At 72.3% G+C, this 17,288-nt stretch carries 13 protein-coding genes; 6 read left to right on the forward strand and 7 right to left on the reverse strand.

Annotated features, from left to right (window positions below; translation table 11 throughout):
- Positions 1-51: 51 nt before the first annotated feature.
- From OG764_RS31750 to OG764_RS31770, 5 genes are all read right to left on the reverse strand, one after another.
- On the reverse strand, positions 52-2,340 hold the full coding sequence (locus OG764_RS31750; protein ID WP_328971764.1) for a catalase: 2,289 nt from the start codon (positions 2,338-2,340) through the stop codon (positions 52-54).
- A 182-nt stretch (positions 2,341-2,522) separates the two neighbouring features.
- On the reverse strand, positions 2,523-2,924 hold the full coding sequence (locus OG764_RS31755; protein ID WP_328971765.1) for a hypothetical protein: 402 nt from the start codon (positions 2,922-2,924) through the stop codon (positions 2,523-2,525).
- 288 nt (positions 2,925-3,212) lie between these two features.
- Positions 3,213-3,368, reverse strand: coding sequence for a DUF6131 family protein (locus OG764_RS31760; protein WP_328971766.1), 156 nt, complete (start codon positions 3,366-3,368; stop codon positions 3,213-3,215).
- 225 nt (positions 3,369-3,593) lie between these two features.
- A complete protein-coding gene (locus OG764_RS31765) occupies positions 3,594-5,447 on the reverse strand; it encodes a SpoIIE family protein phosphatase (RefSeq protein ID WP_328971767.1) in 1,854 nt (617 codons plus the stop codon).
- Positions 5,448-5,771: 324 nt separating this feature from the next.
- Positions 5,772-6,239: an Lrp/AsnC family transcriptional regulator gene (locus OG764_RS31770; RefSeq protein ID WP_328971768.1), complete on the reverse strand. Its 468-nt coding sequence runs from the start codon at positions 6,237-6,239 to the stop codon at positions 5,772-5,774.
- A 94-nt stretch (positions 6,240-6,333) separates the two neighbouring features.
- On the opposite strand from OG764_RS31770, the gene OG764_RS31775 reads away from it, so the two are divergent.
- The 6 genes from OG764_RS31775 to OG764_RS31800 all read left to right on the forward strand — a co-directional run bounded on the left by OG764_RS31775 (position 6,334) and on the right by OG764_RS31800 (position 13,330).
- Positions 6,334-7,197: an LLM class flavin-dependent oxidoreductase gene (locus OG764_RS31775; RefSeq protein WP_328971769.1), complete on the forward strand. Its 864-nt coding sequence runs from the start codon at positions 6,334-6,336 to the stop codon at positions 7,195-7,197.
- Positions 7,194-7,622: a nucleoside deaminase gene (locus OG764_RS31780; protein ID WP_328971770.1), complete on the forward strand. Its 429-nt coding sequence runs from the start codon at positions 7,194-7,196 to the stop codon at positions 7,620-7,622. Before OG764_RS31775 ends, OG764_RS31780 begins: the two co-directional genes overlap by 4 nt.
- 331 nt (positions 7,623-7,953) lie before the next feature.
- Positions 7,954-9,303 carry an MFS transporter gene (locus OG764_RS31785; protein ID WP_328971771.1) on the forward strand — a complete coding sequence of 450 codons (1,350 nt, stop codon included), beginning with the start codon at positions 7,954-7,956 and terminating at the stop codon, positions 9,301-9,303.
- Positions 9,304-9,345: 42 nt separating this feature from the next.
- Positions 9,346-10,692 (forward strand): hydantoinase/oxoprolinase family protein, encoded by a 1,347-nt coding sequence (locus OG764_RS31790; protein WP_328971772.1) that lies wholly within the window; start codon positions 9,346-9,348, stop codon positions 10,690-10,692.
- The gene (locus OG764_RS31795; protein WP_328971773.1) at positions 10,689-11,819 is read left to right on the forward strand and encodes a DUF917 domain-containing protein; all 1,131 of its coding nucleotides are present in this window, start codon (positions 10,689-10,691) and stop codon (positions 11,817-11,819) included. Before OG764_RS31790 ends, OG764_RS31795 begins: the two co-directional genes overlap by 4 nt.
- Positions 11,816-13,330 carry a PucR family transcriptional regulator gene (locus OG764_RS31800; RefSeq protein WP_328971774.1) on the forward strand — a complete coding sequence of 505 codons (1,515 nt, stop codon included), beginning with the start codon at positions 11,816-11,818 and terminating at the stop codon, positions 13,328-13,330. The genes OG764_RS31795 and OG764_RS31800 overlap by 4 nt, the downstream gene beginning before the upstream one ends.
- Before the next feature lie 115 nt (positions 13,331-13,445).
- On the opposite strand, the gene OG764_RS31805 is transcribed toward OG764_RS31800, so the two are convergent.
- Together OG764_RS31805 and OG764_RS31810 are read right to left on the reverse strand one after the other, a co-directional pair.
- A complete protein-coding gene (locus OG764_RS31805) occupies positions 13,446-15,140 on the reverse strand; it encodes a hydantoinase B/oxoprolinase family protein (RefSeq protein ID WP_328971775.1) in 1,695 nt (564 codons plus the stop codon).
- Entirely contained in the window at positions 15,137-17,179 is a 2,043-nt protein-coding gene (locus OG764_RS31810) for a hydantoinase/oxoprolinase family protein (RefSeq protein WP_328971776.1), read from the reverse strand. The genes OG764_RS31805 and OG764_RS31810 overlap by 4 nt, the downstream gene beginning before the upstream one ends.
- Positions 17,180-17,288 lie beyond the last annotated feature (109 nt).

Consider the following 17,288-nt stretch of genomic DNA (forward strand, 5'->3'; position numbering starts at 1 on the left):
CCTCGAAGAGCCCGAGCTTCTTGTGCGAAATGGTCCGGATCGGCCGGTCGGTCAGACGGTCGCGGGGAACCTGTCCCAGGCGCGGTGTTCCGCCAGGGCGTGCGTGAGGTGTTCGAGAGCGCCGGCGGCGGTGTCGTCGAAGGCCAGGCCGGGTCCCTCTGCCCGGATCCCGGCGGCTTCGAGGACGCGGGAGGAGTCGTTCCAACCGCCGATGGCCTTGCCGTGGCGGTAGGCCTCGGTGACCAGCATCAGGACGCGGGGGTCGGGGCTGTCGGGCTCGGGTGCGCCGGCTTTGGCGTCGCGGGCGCCGTGGGCGTCGGCGGCCGCCCGGGGCGTTCCGGCCAGGAGGAGGGCGTCGAACTCGATGGAGCGGGCGGTGGCGAAGGTGCGCTGGACCGCGACCGGGTTCCTCTTGGGTCCGAGCGTGCCGCCCGTGGGGGCGATGACGAGGGGGACCATGCCGGATTCGAGCACGGTGTCCCGCACGGCCCGGACGCCCTTCAGGTCGCAGGAGGCATCGGCGACGATGCCCACGATCCGTCCGTCCACCGGCCACGTGCGGCCCAGCTGTGAAAGCGCCGGACTCGGATCGGCGTCCGCGAGCGGTTCGGTGGCAGAGGGGGCGGGGAGCCCGAGCCCGGTGGCCACTTCCGCGCAGAGTCGCGGGTCGATGTTCGCGAGGACGGCGAGCGTGCGTTCCTTGACGGTCTGCCGGTGGCACTTGTTCAGTTCGAAGGTGTACGCGGCGATGATGTGTTCGCGTTCGACCGGGGTCATGCTCAGCCAGAACAAGCGGGGTTGGGTGAAGTGGTCCGCGAAGGAGGCGGATGCGTCCCGGACCTTTCGCGTCGCCGGGAGTTCGAGGGGCACCTCGATGAAGGCGCCCGTGTCGGCTCCGGCGAGGAAGGGGCAGCCTCCGTCGAGGCTGTTGGGGCGGTACGGGGCGACGCCGCTGTGCACGGCACTCTGGTGCAGGCCGTCGCGGAGCATGTCGTTGACGGGGGCGTGCGGGCGGTTGATCGGGATCTGCGCGAAGTTCGGGCCGCCGAGCCGGGTGATCTGCGTGTCGAGGTAGGAGAAGAGCCGTCCCGCGAGCAGTGGGTCGTCGGTGACGTCGATGCCCGGGACGAGGTGGCCTGGGTGGAACGCGACCTGTTCGGTCTCGGCGAAGTAGTTGGACGGGTTGGCGTTGAGCGTCATCAGACCGATGGGTCGTACGGGTGCGAGCTCCTCCGGGACGATCTTGGTGGGGTCGAGGAGGTCGATCCCTTCGAAGGTCTGCTCCGGAGTGTCGGGGAAGGTCTGGACGCCCAGTTCCCACTGCGGGTACGCGCCGGCCTCGATCGCGTCGGCGAGATCCCTGCGGTGGAAGTCGGGGTCCATTCCGTTGGTGAGCTGTGCTTCCTCCCAGAGCAGCGAGTGGACGCCGAGCTTCGGCTTCCAGTGGAACTTCACCAGGGTGGTCGCGCCCTTGGCGTTGACCAGGCGGAAGGTGTGGATGCCGAAGCCCTCCATCATCCGGAACGACCGGGGGACGGCGCGGTCGGACATGTTCCAGAGGGTGTGGTGGGTGGCCTCGGTGTGCAGGGAGACGAAGTCCCAGAAGGTGTCGTGCGCGCTCTGCGCCTGGGGGATCTCCCGGTCCGGATGCGGCTTCCCGGCGTGGATGATGTCGGGGAACTTGACGGCGTCCTGGATGAAGAAGACCGGGATGTTGTTGCCGACCAGGTCGAAGGTGCCCTCACCGGTGTAGAACTTCGTGGCGAACCCGCGCGTGTCACGCACCGTGTCCGCCGAGCCCCGGGATCCGAGGACGGTGGAGAACCGGACGAACACCGGGGTCTCGACGCCCTTCGCCAGGAACGCCGCCTTGGTGATCTTGCCCGCCGTGCCGTAGCCCTGGAAGACCCCGTGGGCGGCGGCACCCCGTGCGTGCACCACCCGCTCGGGAATCCGCTCGTGATCGAAGTGGGTGATCTTCTCCCGCAGGTGGTGGTCCTGGAGGAGCACCGGCCCGCGTGGGCCGGCCTTCAGAGAATGGTCACTGTCGTAGAGCCGGGCCCCCTGGGCAGTGGTCAGGTAGGCGCCGCCCTGCGCCACCGCGGCCCGGGGCGCACCGGTGGGCTGTCCCGTGGGGCTGAGCGTCTCGGGCCCGACCTGGTCCGGTTCGGGCGGCAGCGGCTCGCGCGGCTCGGTGGGCCCGGTCAACTTTCGAGGCTTCGGTGCGGGACTGTCGGGGGCGGTATCGGGCTTGCCCCGCCTTGCGGACTTCGCCGTCGTGGCCTTCTTGGCCGCTGCCTTCGCTGCCTTCGCTGCCTTCGTCGCCTTCGTCTGGGCCATGCCCGGTGTCTCCCTCTACGGATTCCTCGGCCCGCGATCCATTGCCGCCCGACCGGCTGACGGCCCTCGAGCCCTGGCACAACCCTTTCTCCGCCGCCCGCCCTCCGGCACCTTGAGTACGGCCGTATCGGCTAAGCCTGCTCCGATCGTGGGCGGGCGGCTGAGAACGGCCGGCCGCGAGGTCAGCGCGGCGCGGCGCGGTGGCCGAACCAGTGGCGGCGGGTGTCGGGGGCCTCGGGCACCGGGCCGCCGGTCTCGGCGCGGGCGATGTCGCGCTGCTTGATCAGGTCGTCGCGTTCGCGGTCGACGACGGCGGCCTCACGGCGAGACGCGCCGACTCCGCGCCGGGCCCGCGCGGAGCGACGGACTCCGAGCATGACCATGGTCAGGCCGAGCAGGGCGGCGCCGCCCACGATGACTCCGGACAGGAAGACACTTCCCGTGGAGCCCAGGACGTGGTAGCCGAAGATGGAGAAATCGCCGCCGGCGCCGAGAGCGTGATCGGCTCCCATGTTGCCGAATATGCCGACAACGCCGAAGACCACGGCGGCGATCAGAATGATCAATCCCAGGATGAGAATCATGGCCTGCTCCTCGCGTCCGTGCCCGGATGACCCGCCGGGCACGGCTGGCGCCTACCCGGAAAGGGAAACGTCACGCGGGGCGGCGCACACCAATGGCCCGCCGTCCCGCCGTTTCGACGACCTTGGCGAGGCGGGCCGGCATGCCGCGGGTGCCGGAGCTGGAGCGGCGTTTTTCGTGACGGGGTTGGGGAGCGTGCCGCCGAGGCCGCGCAGGGGGTGGCCGCCCGCCTTCCCGCGGCGGGGACAATCGCCTTCCGTGTCTGCGGAGTTCCCCTGGCGGCGTCGTCGTCACCAGTAGTGCTTGCGTCCGCCCACGGCGTGTCCGAGGGCGCCGAGGATCCAGAGGATGGCTCCGATGACGACGAGGATGATGCCGATGGTCCACAGGATGCTGATTCCCGCGACGAAGCCGATGACCAGCAGAATCACTCCGAGGATGATCATGTCGTCCTCCTATTTCGCTGTGCCGCCCTTCCAGCCTAGGCACGTTCGCCGCCATCGGCTTGCCGTGCCCGGGATCCTCCTGAGATCGACGGCCTTCCGGACGGTGAGCAGGTGGAGGGGCAGTCGCCAAGTCTCGGCAGTCGATCGGTTCCGCCGTGGTGCCCGGGCCCGGGCCCGAGCGCGGTGCGCAGGACTCCGCTGCGGCCCGGACCTGCCCGGGGGAGGTCAGGGAATGCGCAGTGCCAGCAGGACCACGTCGTCGCCGGGAGGTGTCTCGGTCATCCGGGTGCTGATCCTGCGGAGCAATTCGGGCATTGGGCGGCTTCCGTGGCGGGCCAGCAGGCCCGCGAGCTGTGTGATCGCGGCGTCGATGTCGCGGCCGCGGCGCTCGATGAGGCCGTCGGTGTAGATCAGCAGGGTCGCGCCCGGAGGCAGTTCGCGCTGGTGCTCGGTCCGGTGAACGGTCTGCAGGCCCTGGTGGAGGAGGATGTCGTGCTCGTCCAGGGGGGTCACCCGGCCGTCGGGGGTGCGCAGGAGCGGAGGGGGGTGGCCGGCGTTGGACCAGGTCAGGCTCCAGGGAGTGCCGGGCGCGGCTGGGTCGAGGCGGGCGTGGACCAGGGTGCCGCCGGCCTCGATGGGCAGGACGGCGCAGGCGGCGTCCAGGGCGGCCAGAGCGCTGGCGGGGCTGTACGGGGGATGGTCGAGGGTGGCCTGGCGGAGCATGCTGCGGATCTGGCCCATCACGGTGGCGGCGTGCATGTCGTGCCCGGTGATGTCCCCCACGGTGATCATGAGCGCGGAGTCCGCGCCGGGTGAGGCGGGCGGCAGGTGGTAGGCGTCGTACCAGTCCCCGCCGATCATGTGGTCGTCGGCGGCCGGCTGGTAGAGGGCGCTGATCTCGATGCTGTTGGCGAGCGGCAGATCGGTGAGCATGGCTTCCTGGAGCTGCCGGGCGACGGAGATCCGCTCGTCGAGGTACTGGGCACGCTCCACCGCCTGAGCGATGTAGCCGGACGCGGCCGTGAGCGTGGCGCGCTCCGTGATGGTCACCTCGTGCCGCTTGGCCCAGCCGATCGCGAGTACGCCCAGCAGGCTGCGGCTTCCCCAGAGAGGCAGGCACATCACGGTGGTGAAACCCATGCGGTCGAAGAAGCGGACCGCCTCGGGGCCGTAGCCGGCGACGAGCGCCTCGCGGTCGGGCACGAACACGGTCCGCCCGTCACGCATGGCCTGGGCGCTCGGAAACGCCGCGTCCGCTGCGAGGGTGAGGACCTCGCGCTCCAGGGACCGTGGATCGTCCGGGTCGGGGATCCGCCGCAGTTCGTCCTTGTAGGCGACGAGCAGGCCCACGTACGCAGGCTTCCCCACACCGGCGAAGAGGTCACGCAGCCGGCGCCGTACGTCCTCCAGCCCGGAGGTCTGCGCCAGCTCTTCCGAGGCCCTCAGCAGCAGCTCGGCGTGGTCCAGACCCGTCTGGGCCTCGCGCTCCAACCGCACCGCTTCGCTCCGGGCCCGCTCGGCGGCGGACCGTGCGGTTTCCAGCACCTTCTGTGCGGAGCGGCGCTGCACCGACAGGATCCGCAGGCACAGCTCGGCCGAGCAGGCCGCGGCCAGATCCTCCAGGTCGGTCAGTTCATCGCCGTCCCAGGTCCGCGGCTCGTGGTCGATCGCGCACAGGGAACCCAGCACCACCCCGTCGACGTCGGTCAGCGGCACACCGGCGTACGCGACCACCCCGAGGTCGGCGATGGCCGGGCTGATGCGCAGCCGGTCGTCCGCGCGGACGTCGGAAACGATCAGCGGCTCCCCGGAGGGCACCACGTACCGGCACAGCGCATGCGACAGGGGCAGTACCCGCCGTCCCGCCCAGGGCTCGGAGAGGCCGATCATGCCGGGCAGGACCTGACGGTCCTCCTCGACCATCGAAACGAAGGCCACGGGCACCCGGAGCAGTCTCGCCACCAGTCGCGCGAAGCGGTCCATCCCGGGATCGGACGCGGCCGACAGCCCGGCCAGTCGCAAGGCCTCCCGCCGTCCGGTGACAGCCGCCGCTTCCGGATCCCGGTCCTGCAGTGCCATCTGCCCTCCGGTGCCGCTGCCCGAGGCGTTTTCTGAAAGCATCGTAGAACAGCAGGAAGCGGCACGACCGGTCGCGCCGCGGGCCGCGGCACAGCCCTCGGGCACCCGGCGGATGACGTTGGGAGTGGAGGAGGAGTTCCTGTTCGTGGAGCGGGACAGGGGGGATCCCCGTGGACCGCGGTCCGCGCGTCGTCGAAGATGCGACACCACGATCTTGACGGAAGATGCGACACCACGATCTTGACGTCATCGGTGCGGGATCCGGCAACGCCGCCGCCGAGACGGCCGGGCGGCTGCCGTGGCCGGGTGAGTCGAGGTGGTCCCTCAGAGCGGCCGGGTGGCGGCCTGAGGCTTTCGTGGGCCGCGGAACGGCAGCGTCGGACTGAGGACCAGGTTGGTGGTCGTGCTCCCGAACCGGGCCAGCGCGTCGACGATCTCCTCCAACTGGGCCATCGACGTGGCTGCCACTTTCAGGACGTAGCAGTCCTCTCCGGTGGTGCGCAGGCACTCCAGGATCTCCGAGCGCTCCGCGAGCAGTTGATGCAAGGGCTCGTGGCGGGTCCCCGGATACTTCAGCCGAACCACTGCCAGCGCCATGTACCCGGTCCGCTCGAGGTGCACCTCCGCGCGGTACCCCGTTATGACCTCGGCCGCCTCCAGCCGCCGCACCCGCTCCGTCGTCGCCGACGCGCTCAGATTCACCCGCCGTGCCAGCTCTGTGAACGCGATCCTGCCGTCCCGCTGGAGCTCATCCAGGATCGCCCAGTCGGTCGCGTCAAGATTCTCGGTCATCCGCTCAGATTACCGGTGGATCCACTGGGGAACCGCGCCTGAACAGGCAGGAATCCCTTCTGGCGGCGCCTGCTCCCTGACTAGCCTGGGTTTCGTGAAGATCGGAATCAACGTCCTCAATTTCGGTCCCGGAACCGACCCGGGAATCCTGCGGAGCTGGGCCCAGACCGTGGAGGGCCTGGGCTTCGACCTGCTGATGGTCTCGGACCACATCGCCATCACCCCCGACGTGGCCGAGCGCTATCCGGCGCCCTTCTACGAGCCGTTCACCACCTTGTCCTGGCTCGCAGGCCTCACCACTCGGATCCGGCTCGGCACGACGGTACTCATCGCTCCCTACCGGCACCCGCTGCTCACCGCCCGCATGGCGGCCAACCTGGACGAGTTGAGCGGCGGCCGGCTGGTCCTCGGCGTGGGGGTGGGCTGGGCACGGCAGGAGTTCGCCGCCCTCGGGATCCCGTTCGAACGCCGGGGACGGCTGACCGACGATCATTTGCGGGACATCCGGGCGGCCTGGGCGAATACCGCTTCCTACGGGAGCGGACAGATCCCCGTGTGGGTCGGCGGCAACAGTGACGCGGGGCTGCGCCGTGCCGTGCGGCTCGGCGACGCATGGCATCCACTGCGCTGCACCCTGCCGTGGCTGCGCGAGGCTGCGGTCAGGATGAAGGGGGCTGCGGACGAGCAGCATCTCCCCGTCCCCGCGCTGGCCCCCCGGATCGCTCTCAAGCTCACCCAGGCGCCGATCACCGGACCGCAACGGCTCGCAGGGGAGGGCACGATCGACCAGATCATGGACGACCTCGACCAACTGCGGCTGCTGGGCGCCGAGACCGTCGTCCTCGACACCTACAGCGGCGACCCCCGCCAGACCTGCCGGCCACAGGCGGCTTGGCAGGCGCTCGCCACGGTGGCCGCTCACTTCTCCTCTCCCCGCACCGGATCGGAACCGTCATGACCACTTCCGACGACCACACCCTCCTCCGGCGGGCCATCGCCCTCGCGGCCAAGGCACGCGAGGGCGGTGACCCGCCGTTCGGGTCGCTGTTGGCGGGGCCGGACGGGACGGTCCTGGCAGAGGCGCACAACACGACCCTCACCGACGAGGACATCACCGCGCACCCGGAGCTGAAGCTGGCGAGGTGGGCCGCGAGGGAGCTGGACGTGGCCACCGCGGCGGAAACCACGATGTACACCAGCTGCCAGCCGTGTGGGATGTGCGCAGCGGTCATCCAACAGGCGGGGCTGCGAAGGGTGGTGTTCGCCCTGTCCAACGAACAGCTCCTGGACATCAGGCCGGGCAGCGGGCGGCAGCCGGTGCCTCAGGACGGCCCGGCCTTGCTCGACGAGGTGCGGTCCGTGGTCGAGGGGTACTACCGCTGAGCGTCTGCCATAGCCGCCATCTCCCGGTCCGGGCTGTGCACGGTGCACCGGCCGGGCGGTCGGTCATGGCGCCGCGCCTGGCCCGCGGTTTCGGCGGAGCTCAGACGGATGCCCCGGTGCGGACCGGGTGGACCTCGGAGGATGCGCCGGCCACGACTCGTGATGCCCCGGCCGCGTGCCCGCGGCCGGGGCCCGTGCGCCGGGCACACCCACGGCCCGGCCGTCTGTGCTCGCAGCACGGTTCCGGCCGTGGTGGCTTGTTTATGGTGCCTCGCATTCACACCGAACCCGATGGTGTGCGTCTCGGTACCAGTCGCCAGGAGGGCAGCCGATGAGCGCAGTCTCAGTAGAGTCCGGAACCGCCGGAGTCCCGGACGGGGCCGTCGGTCCGCAGCCCGTGGGTGTCTACTTCGAACGGATGCCGTTCGGGAGGGCCCATGTGTTGATCGCCCTCGCGCTGTTCATGGCCTTCGTCATCGAATCGTGGGAGCAGCTCGCTCTCGTCTACGTCTCCGCCGACCTCGGCGACGCCTTCGCCCTCGACACCGGACGGATCGGCTGGGTCCTGTCGGCCGTCGCTCTCGGCATGATCCCCGGTGCGCTCGTCTGGGGGCCCGTGGCCGACAGGATCGGACGCCGGGCCGTCTGCCTGTGGAGCCTCGGTTCCTACGGTGCCGTGGCGCTGGCCAGCGCCTTCTCGCCGAACTTCACCACGTTGATGGTCACCCGGGTGCTCTCGGGGATGGCCCTGGCAGGCATCTACAGCGTCACCTTCCCGTACTTCCTCGAGCTGCTCCCGGCCAGGCTGCGGGGCCGGGCCGCCGTCTGCCTGTCGATCGGCTGGCCCATCGGCGTGCTCGCCGCCGTGGGCGTGACGCAGGTGCTCTCCGGGATGGGCTGGCACGTCGTGGCCGTGGCCAGTGCGCTGGCGGCCCTGTGGGTGTTCGCGATCCGCGCCTGGGTGCCCGAGTCGCCGTACTGGCTGGCCGCCCGTGGCCGGCACGCCGAAGCCCGGGCGGTGCTCGTGAAGCTCGGCGCCGAGGTCCCCCAGGGCGCCCGCTTCGCCGTGGTCGAGGCCGAGCGGGCCGGTAACCCCCTCGCGCTGCTCCGTGGCCGGCTGCTGCGCGTCACCTTGCTCATGCTGATCGTGAACTTCGCGTTCAACTGGGGCTACTGGGGCCTGCAGACCTGGCTGCCCACGCTGCTCATGGAGAAGGGGCTGAGCATGTCCGGCAGCCTTGGCTTCGTGGCGCTGAGCGCCCTCTTCATGATCCCCGGCTACGTCTCGGCCTCGTACCTGACCGGGCGCTTCGGCCGCAAGAAGGTCTTCCTGCCGTACGTGGCGGCCGCCGCGGTCAGCGGAGTGCTGTTCGCCTACTCGGGCAGCCTCACCCAGCTGTACGCGGCCAACTTCGCCCTGTCGTTCTTCAGCCTCGGCGCATGGGGTGTCTGGAACACCTGGAACGGCGAGTTCTACCCGACCGCGCTGCGCGCCACCGGGTACTCGTGGGCCACCGCGGCGCAGCTGATCTCCACCTCGGTCGCACCGTCGGCCGTCGGGTACCTGCTGGCGCGCGCCACCGGGTTCTCCTCCACCGTGCTGTTCATCACCGGATTCCTGGTCGTGGCGCTGGTCGTGGCCGTGCCGCTGCCGGAGACCGAGGGCCGCGATCTGGAGTGAGGCGAGTGATATACGGGGGCAGATGGTGACAGGATCACGTGGGTGAGGCTGGGAGTGGACGTGGGGCGCGTCACCACCGTCGCCGTGCTGGTCGGGCCGGACGGTCGGACGGTGGCGCGCGCGGTGGTGGACAGCGTTCCCGGCCTCGGCGAGTGTCTGCGTTCGGTGCTTGCCGCGCTGCCGGGGGACCGGACCGGTGAGGTGGACGCCGTCGGCCTCACCACGGACCTGGAGCGCCGTCCGTCGCGGCTGCGACGGGTGGCCGCACTGCGGATCGCCCCGCCCAGCCATCCCTCCCTCGGGCCGCTCGCAGGCTGGCCTGCGCAGGCCGCCCGCGAGGTGGGGCCGCTCCACGCGGTCGTTCCGGGCGGATCCGCGCTCACCGGGCGGCAACTGGCCCGGCTCGACCGGGGAGCGGTCGCGGAGTTCGCGCGGCGGGCCGCCGAGGACGGTGTGACCGCTTTCTCGGTCGCGGCGGCCGGCGCGCTGACCCGGCCCGACCCGGAGGTCGCCGCCGCAGAGGTCATCGCGGAAGCCGTGCCCGGTGCGGAGATCACCTTGTCGCACGAGCTCGGGCGGGCGGGACTGCGGGAGCGCGAGAACACCGCGGTCATCAACGCCGCCCTGCGGCCGTGGGCGGCACGCGTGAGCCATACGGCTGAACGCGCGCTGCGCGCCGGCGGTCTGCGGGCGCCGCTGTTCCTGGCCCGTAACACCGGCGGACTGGTTTCCACCGTGTACTTCCGCCGCTACCCGGTCCTCGCCATCGCCTCCACCACGGCGAGCGCCGTACGGGGCGCCGCGCTCGCGGCCGGGGCGGACCGTGCCCTGGTCGTCGACGCGGGGGCCGCGGAATTCCGGTGCGCGAGCGTCACCGACGGCGAAGTGGAACGCTCTGACGTCGGCCCCGGGCTCGGCGGCGTCGACCTGGACCTGGCCCGGATCCGCACCGAACTGCTGGCCCGGGTCGACCTCGTCCGTACCGGCGCCGAGCAGGTCGCCGACCTGGTGGCCAGGGTCCGGCGACGGACCCCCGGCGGTGTGCTCCTCGCGGCGGGCGGCGACAGCGGGCTGGTGCCCGTCGGCGCCCCGGATCCGGCGGCCGCCATCGCCGCGGCGGCCTACGGAGCCGCCTGCTCGGAGATCGTCGCCGAAGTCGATCAGGTCGCCGTCGCCGGGGGCAGCGGCGAACTCGAACGGCTTCTCGGGCTCGCCCGTGACCAGGCCCTGGCCCGGGTCGTCGCCGCCGGCGCCGCCCCGGACACCGCCCGCATCGCGTTCGCCGCCCACACCCCCGTGTCCTACCTGCCCGAGGGCGTCCACCGCCTCCGCGTCCGCGCCGCCGGATCCCTCGGGAATCCCGGCATGACCCGTAGCCGCCGCACATGACGCCCGGGACGGAGACCGTGCTGGACGCCGCACGGCTGGAGGAGCTCGCCAAGGGGGCACTGCTGCTCGCAGCCGGCTCCGAGCACTCCTCGTACCGGGCGAGCCTCGACTGGGCGCGGGCAGCCATCGTCGAGCACGGGCCGGTGCCGCTGATCCGCCCCGGCGGCCTGGGCTCCGGGCAGATGTGCGTCACGGTCAGCCTGCTCGGCTCCTCGGCCGCGCTCGCCGAGCAGCTGCCCACGGGCGAGGAGCCGCGCCGGGCGGTCCGGGCGCTGGAGCGCCGCCTGGGCAAGGCGGCGGACGCCGTGGTGCCGCTCAACACCGCGGCTGAGAACGCCCTGCTCGCCGTCGTCACGGCGGCGTCCTGCGGGCTGCCGCTGGTGGACGGGGACGGCTGCGGACGAGTGCTCCCCCTGCTGGAGCAGACCACGTTCACCATCGCCGGGATCGACGTCGCCCCGGTCGCCCTGGCCACGCCCGCCGGGGACGTGGTCGTCGTGGAGGCGGCCGGCAGCCGTGTGGAGGAGCTCGTACGGCCGCTGGTCCTCGCGGCGGGAGGCTGGGCGGTCGCCGCCTGCTACGCCATGGACGGCGGACGGCTGGCGGCCGCCGTGGTTCCCGGCACCGTGAGCCGGGCCCTGGGGGCCGGGCGCCCGACGCACGGTGACCCCTTCGCCCTGTGGCAGCCGCGGCCCCGCCGACTGGGCATCGGGCGGATCACTGCCGTGGAGCACCCCGTGACCCCCGGACCGGACACCGCCGGGGGCACGGCGCTGCCCTCCCGGCCGACCAGTGTGGTCGTCTCCGAGACCGAGGGCCTGCACAGACGGTTTCGCCTGGAGGCACACAACGAGGTACTGCTGGTCCTCGCCGACGGCGCGCCGGCCGCGGCCGCGCCGGACCAGATCCTGATGCTGTCGGCGGCCGACCAGCGGGTGCTGGACGTCGAACGTGCCATGCCAGGTGTCGAGGTGGAGATCGTCGTGATCCCCGCCGCACCCGCCTGGCACACCCCGCAAGGCCGCCGGCTGGCGGCTGCCGGCGGGCTCATCCTGCTGGGCCCGGAACCGGATGCGTGGCGGGCGGAACGCCCGGACGCGGAACGACCCGAGGAGACACGGTGGTGAGACGTCCCGACCTGCCCGTGCCCATGACCGTCGCGGAGCTGGTGCAGTACGGCCCGCTGCCCGGTGTGCGCATACTCGGTACGGCGGGGCGCGACGCCCAGGTCCTGGACGTGCGCATCGTGGACCGGCGTGAAGCCCTCGACGACCTGCGTCCGCACACCGCGGTCGTCCTCACCGAGGCGCTCGCCCGGTCGGGATGGATCGTGGAGATGGCCCTGCGCAAGGCCTGGGAGCAGGCGGCCGCCTGCGTGGTCGTCACCGAGACGGCGGTGGCCGCGCATCCGCCGGGCGCCCTCGCGGACCGCCTCGGCGTTCCCCTGCTGCTGATCGGCGGCGACGCGTTGGAGGGCGCCGTACGGATCGCCTCCGCGGTGTCCCGGCCCGACGCCGGCCGGACCGCACTGCTGGCCGAAGCCGCCCAGCGCCTCGCCGCCGCCGGCCCGCACGTCGATCGCGTACTGGCCGCGCTGCACACGGCGCTGCCCTCGACGTCCCTGGCCCTCACCGATCCGGTGGGCGGAATGCTGGCCGGGCGGCGGGCCGCACTCGACTCCGCGCACCCGGTGCGGCTGGACGTGCCGGGCCCGGACGGACATCCGCTCGCGGTTCTCGTAGCCGACTCCCGCTCCAAGGAAGCGGGTTGGGCGTCGACCGTCGAAGCGGTGCTGCGGCTGGCCGTACCTCCGCTGACCGCATGGGCCGCCACCCGCCGCCTCGCGGAAGAACAGCAGGACCGCCGCAGCGAGTTGCTGCTGCACCTGCTGACGCATGGCTCCGAGGACGAGGACGAAGAGGCCCGTAGCCGCGTCCGGGCCGAGGCCGCGGCGCTGGGCTGGCCGCTGGCCGGGCCCCTGATCGCGTTCGCCCTGCGACCGGCCGTCGCCGCGGACGCCGGCACCGGGTCGGCACCGGGACCCGCGCTGCGGGCGCTCTGGGCCAGGTACGGCGTCGGCGGCCCGCTCATCGCGTACGAGGACTGCTGGGTGTCGTGGCGTTCCGCAGCAGTGGGCAGCACGGCACCCGACCCGGAGGTGTGGCTGCGGCAGGGCGAGGCACAGCTGCGTACGGCCGTCGGGGCGATCGGGGACCAGCTGCCGCTCGCCGGGGGAGTGGCCGGTCCGGCCGACGGTACCGGCACGCTGGGCGTGGCGCTCGCCGATGCCCGGGCCGCTGCGGCGGTCGCCGCCGTACCCGGGGCGGTCGTCCGCGCCGACCGGATGGGGCCCGCCCAACTGCTGTCCGCGCTGCCCGCGGAGGCACTGCGGCGGCCCTCCGAGGTCGTGCTGGCTTCGCTGCTCGCCGCGGACCGGGACGGAACGCTGCTGCGTACGCTGGCGGTCGTCCTGGACCAGGGCGCCGCCCCCTCTGCGGCGGCGGAGATCCTCGGTGTCCACCGGAACACGGTCGCGGCGCGCCTGGAGCGCATCCGGTCGCTCGGCTTCGACCCCGAAGACCCCGCCCAGCGGCTCCCCCTGCACCTGGCCTGCCGCGTCCTGCTGGCCGAGTCCTGAGCGGGAAGCGGGAAGCAGCGACGAACGCGCCGCCACGTGGGGAGGGCCCGGTCGCCGTGTGGGGGGGGATTCGGCAACCGGGCCCGGTTCAGGGGGTATTCGGAGCGCTGGGAGGTCAGTCCTCCACGCCGTAGGCGGACGCTGCCCGCCCATGGCTCAGCAGCCCCTGCCGGAGGTCTTCCCGTACCGCCCCGGCCGGACGCTCGGCGACGGGACCGAACCCGCCGCCCCCGCCGCTCTCGCAGCGCAGCACGTCGCCCCGGCGCACGGCCAGCGCGTTCACCTTGAGCAGTTCGCGCTCGCCGTCCCGGCCGGGGTTGAGGACAACGCGGGGCGCCGCGCCGGCGCCGCCGCCGAAGACGCCCCACGCGGGAGTCACGGAACGCTCCCACCACAGCGACAGGTCCTGGTCGGCCTCGAAGGTGTACTGGCGCACCACGCCGTTGCCGCCGCGGGTGCGGCCCGCCCCGCCGGAGTCGGTACGGATCGCGTACTCGGTGACCCGTACGGGGAACAGCGTCTCCAGCACCTCCACGGGCATGTCCCGCAGGGAGCCGTTGACGTTGTTGATCAGGCAGGACTCGCCGTCGTCGGTCTGCCAGGCGCCCCAGCCGCCGACCGTCGCCTCCTGGGAGACGAAGAGCCTGCCGTTGCGCGGGTCGGTCCCGGTGAACTGCACGATCATCGAGTCGCCGTAGCTGGCGGCGGCCGCCCGCGAGGGCACCGCGGGCGCCAGCGCCTGGACCACCAGGTCGATGACCAGCCCGAGGTGGGAGTAGTAGTACTGGCACGCGGCCGGCTCGACGGCAGCGAGCATGGTGCCCGGCCGGGTGAGCACCTTCAGCGGCCGGAAGGAACCGCCGTTGAGCGGGACGTCGCCGCTGACCAGCAGTTTGTAGCCGACCCGGCAGGCGGCGACGGTCTGCGCCGCGCCGCAGTTGACGGGCCCGGTGGCCTGGTCGGCGCAGTCGGTGACGTCCATGGTCATCCGGTCGCCGTCGATCTCGACGCGCACGGTGACGTGCAGCGGGGTGCGCAGGTCGATGCCGTCGTTGTCCAGGTAGCCGGTCGCCTCGTAGACACCGTCGGGAATGGCCGCGATCTGCTCCCGCTCGAGCCGCTCGGTCTGCGCGAAGATGGCGTCCCGCGCGGCGAGGACGGTCGGCAGCCCCCAGCGGCGGACGATCTCGGCGAACCGCCGCGCGCCGGTGCGGGCGCAGGCCACCTGGGCGCGCATGTCCCCGAGGGTGGGCTGCGGGAAGCGGACGTTGCGGGCGATCAACGAGTGTGCCTGCTCGCAGGGTTCGCCGCCCTCGTAGATCTTCAACGGGCCCATCCGCAGGCCCTCCTGGTGGATCGAGGTGGAGTCCATCGAACCGCCGGGGTCCTTGGATCCCATGTCGATCCAGTGCGCACGGGACGCGGCGAAGCCGATCAGCTCCCCGTCGGCGGTGTCCTCGGTGAAGATCGGCGCGTAGACGGTGACGTCGTTGAGGTGTGTGCCGCCGATGTAGGAGTCGTTGAGGACCCACACGTCGCCGGGCTTCCAGACGTCCGCGCCGTACGTCTCCTCGGTGGCCCGGGTGCACACCTCCAGGTTGCCCAGGAAGATCGGCAGGCCCGAGGACTGGCCGAGCACGTTGTGGTCCCGGTCGAGGAGGGCGACCGCGCAGTCCTTCGCCTCGTAGATGGTGGGCGTGTAGGAAGACCGGATGAGGGTGGTGTTCATGTCCTCCGCGGCCTGCATGAGCGCGCAGCGGATGATCTCGGTGGTGACCGGGTCGACGACCCGGCTGTCGGTGTCGGTCATGCCGTGGCTCCAACCTTGATGACGAGGAAGCCGTTCTCGTCGACGGAGACCGACGAGTCCGGGGGGACGACGGTGGTGGAGGTGGCCTCCACGATGACCGCAGGCCCTTCGAGGCGCTGCCCGGGCGCCAGCCGCTCTCGGCGCAGAACGGTGGTGTCGTACGAGCGGCCGCCGAACACGACCGGCCGCTGCCGGACGGTGTCGCAGGCGGCCTCGTCGGCGGCGTACGGCACCGGTGCGGCCTCGGGCAGCGCGCCGAGCGCGGTGCTGCGCAGGGTGACGAACTCGACGGGCGCCTCGGGCGTGGCGTGGCCGTAGCGGCGTTCGTGGAGGGCGGCGAAGCGTTCGGCGGCGGTGGCGAGGAAATCCTCGTCGGCCGGCTCGGTGGCGGAGAGCAGCGGCACGGCGAGGGTGTAGTCCTGGCCCTCGTACCGCATGTCGACGACGTGCTCGACGCGCTGGCGCTCCTCGGGGACGCCCTGCTGGGCGAGTTCGGCCAGTGCTTCGGCCTCCTGGCCTGCCAGGGCCCGCGCCATGGCATCGCCGTCCAGGTCGGCGGCCAGGGTGAAGAACTGGCGGGTGAGGTCGCGGCGGACCTCGGTGCCGAGCATGCCCCAGGCGGAGAACGCGCCGGGGAAACGCGGCACGACGACCTCGCCGATGCCGAGCTCGCGGGCGATCTCCACGGCGTGCATCGGGCCCGCGCCGCCGAACGCCAGCAGCACGAACTCGCCGGGCTCCAAGCCGTGTTCGACGGTGAGCGTACGGATCGCCTGGGCCATCTTGGCATTGGCGACGTCACAGATCCCGCTCGCCAGTTCCAGCGGCTCCAGACCGAGCTCACCGGCGAGAGCGGCGACGGCCTGCCGGGCCGCGGCCACGTCGAGCGTCATGTGGCCGCCGGCGAACCAGTCCGGGTCGACGCGTCCGAGCACCGCGTTGGCGTCGGTGACGGTGGCCCGCGTACCGCCGCGCCCGTAGCAGGCCGGGCCGGGGACGGCTCCGGCGGATTCCGGTCCCACGCGCAGGCCCCCGGCCTCGGCATAGGCGAGGGAGCCGCCGCCGGCGCCGATGGTCTGCAGGTTGACCAGCGGCATCAGGACCGGGAAGCCGTCCGCAGAGCCCTCGTTGGAGACGTCGGGGCGGCCGTCGAGGACCAGCGACACGTCGAAGGAGGTGCCGCCCATGTCCACGCAGATCGCGTTGCGCCGGCCCAGCAGCCCTACGGCCGCCGCGCCGCCCATGGTGCCGCCGACCGGCCCGGACAGCAGGGTCTGCAAGGGGTGGCGGCGGGCGTAGGCGGCGTTCACGATGCCGCCCGAGGACTGCATCACCTGGACCGGGACGGTCAGGCCGTGCTCCGCGAACCGCCCCTCGATCCGGCCCAGATAGCGGCGCACCACAGGGCCCGTGTACGCCTCCAGGACGGCCGAGGACGTCCGCTCGTACTCGCGCCACTCGCCGGCCACCTGGTGCGACAGCACCACGACGACGTCCTCGCCGAGCTCCTGCTCCAGGATCTTCCCGGCCAGCAGCTCGTGGTCCGGGTTCACGTACGAGAAGAGGAATGACACGGCGACGGCGTCGAAGCCCTCGTCCTTCGCACGTCGGGCGGCGGCCCGTACGGCGTCCTCGTCGAGGGGCTCGAGTTCGGTGCCGCGCCAGTCGAAGCGGCCGCCCGCCTCCATCGTGTCGCGGCGCTCCACCAGCGGCTTCGGCTTGCGGTAGTGCAGGTCGAACATCCGGTCCCGGTTGCCGCGGGCGATGTGGTAGACGTCCCGCATCCCGGCCGACGTGAGCAGCAGGACGCGGGCGCCCTTGCGCTCCAGCAGGGCGTTGAGGCCCTGCGTGGTCCCGTGCACGAAGAAGGAGATGTCGCCGGGCGAGTCCACCGCCCGGCCCAGCGAGGCGAAGACTCCCTCGGCCAGGTCACCCGGCGTCGTGGGCGCCTTGGCCGCGAAGTAGGTACCGCTGTGTTCGTCATAGGCGACGACGTCGGTGAAGGTTCCACCGATGTCCATGGCCACCCGGTATGTCATTGCGCCTCCCGGCTTTCTCAGGGGATCGCCGAGGACGCTAGCCCGAGGCTTCCGGAGAGCGCTGTGCGCGGCGCACGGGTGGCGGACCACCGCAGTGCGCCGCGCCCGG

Source organism: Streptomyces sp. NBC_00239, assembly GCF_036194065.1.
In the GTDB taxonomy this organism is placed as follows: domain Bacteria; phylum Actinomycetota; class Actinomycetes; order Streptomycetales; family Streptomycetaceae; genus Streptomyces.

Bases quoted from the DNA above. Each gene is read 5' to 3' on its own strand.
- OG764_RS31750 (WP_328971764.1), bottom strand. From the start codon at position 2,340: ATGGCCCAGACGAAGGCGACGAAGGCAGCGAAGGCAGCGAAGGCAGCG.
- OG764_RS31755 (WP_328971765.1), bottom strand. From the start codon at position 2,924: ATGATTCTCATCCTGGGATTGATCATTCTGATCGCCGCCGTGGTCTTC.
- OG764_RS31760 (WP_328971766.1), bottom strand. From the start codon at position 3,368: ATGATCATCCTCGGAGTGATTCTGCTGGTCATCGGCTTCGTCGCGGGA.
- OG764_RS31765 (WP_328971767.1), bottom strand. From the start codon at position 5,447: ATGGCACTGCAGGACCGGGATCCGGAAGCGGCGGCTGTCACCGGACGG.
- OG764_RS31770 (WP_328971768.1), bottom strand. From the start codon at position 6,239: ATGACCGAGAATCTTGACGCGACCGACTGGGCGATCCTGGATGAGCTC.
- OG764_RS31780 (WP_328971770.1), top strand. From the start codon at position 7,194: ATGACCACTTCCGACGACCACACCCTCCTCCGGCGGGCCATCGCCCTC.
- OG764_RS31785 (WP_328971771.1), top strand. From the start codon at position 7,954: ATGAGCGCAGTCTCAGTAGAGTCCGGAACCGCCGGAGTCCCGGACGGG.
- OG764_RS31795 (WP_328971773.1), top strand. From the start codon at position 10,689: ATGACGCCCGGGACGGAGACCGTGCTGGACGCCGCACGGCTGGAGGAG.
- OG764_RS31805 (WP_328971775.1), bottom strand. From the start codon at position 15,140: ATGACCGACACCGACAGCCGGGTCGTCGACCCGGTCACCACCGAGATC.
- OG764_RS31810 (WP_328971776.1), bottom strand. From the start codon at position 17,179: ATGACATACCGGGTGGCCATGGACATCGGTGGAACCTTCACCGACGTC.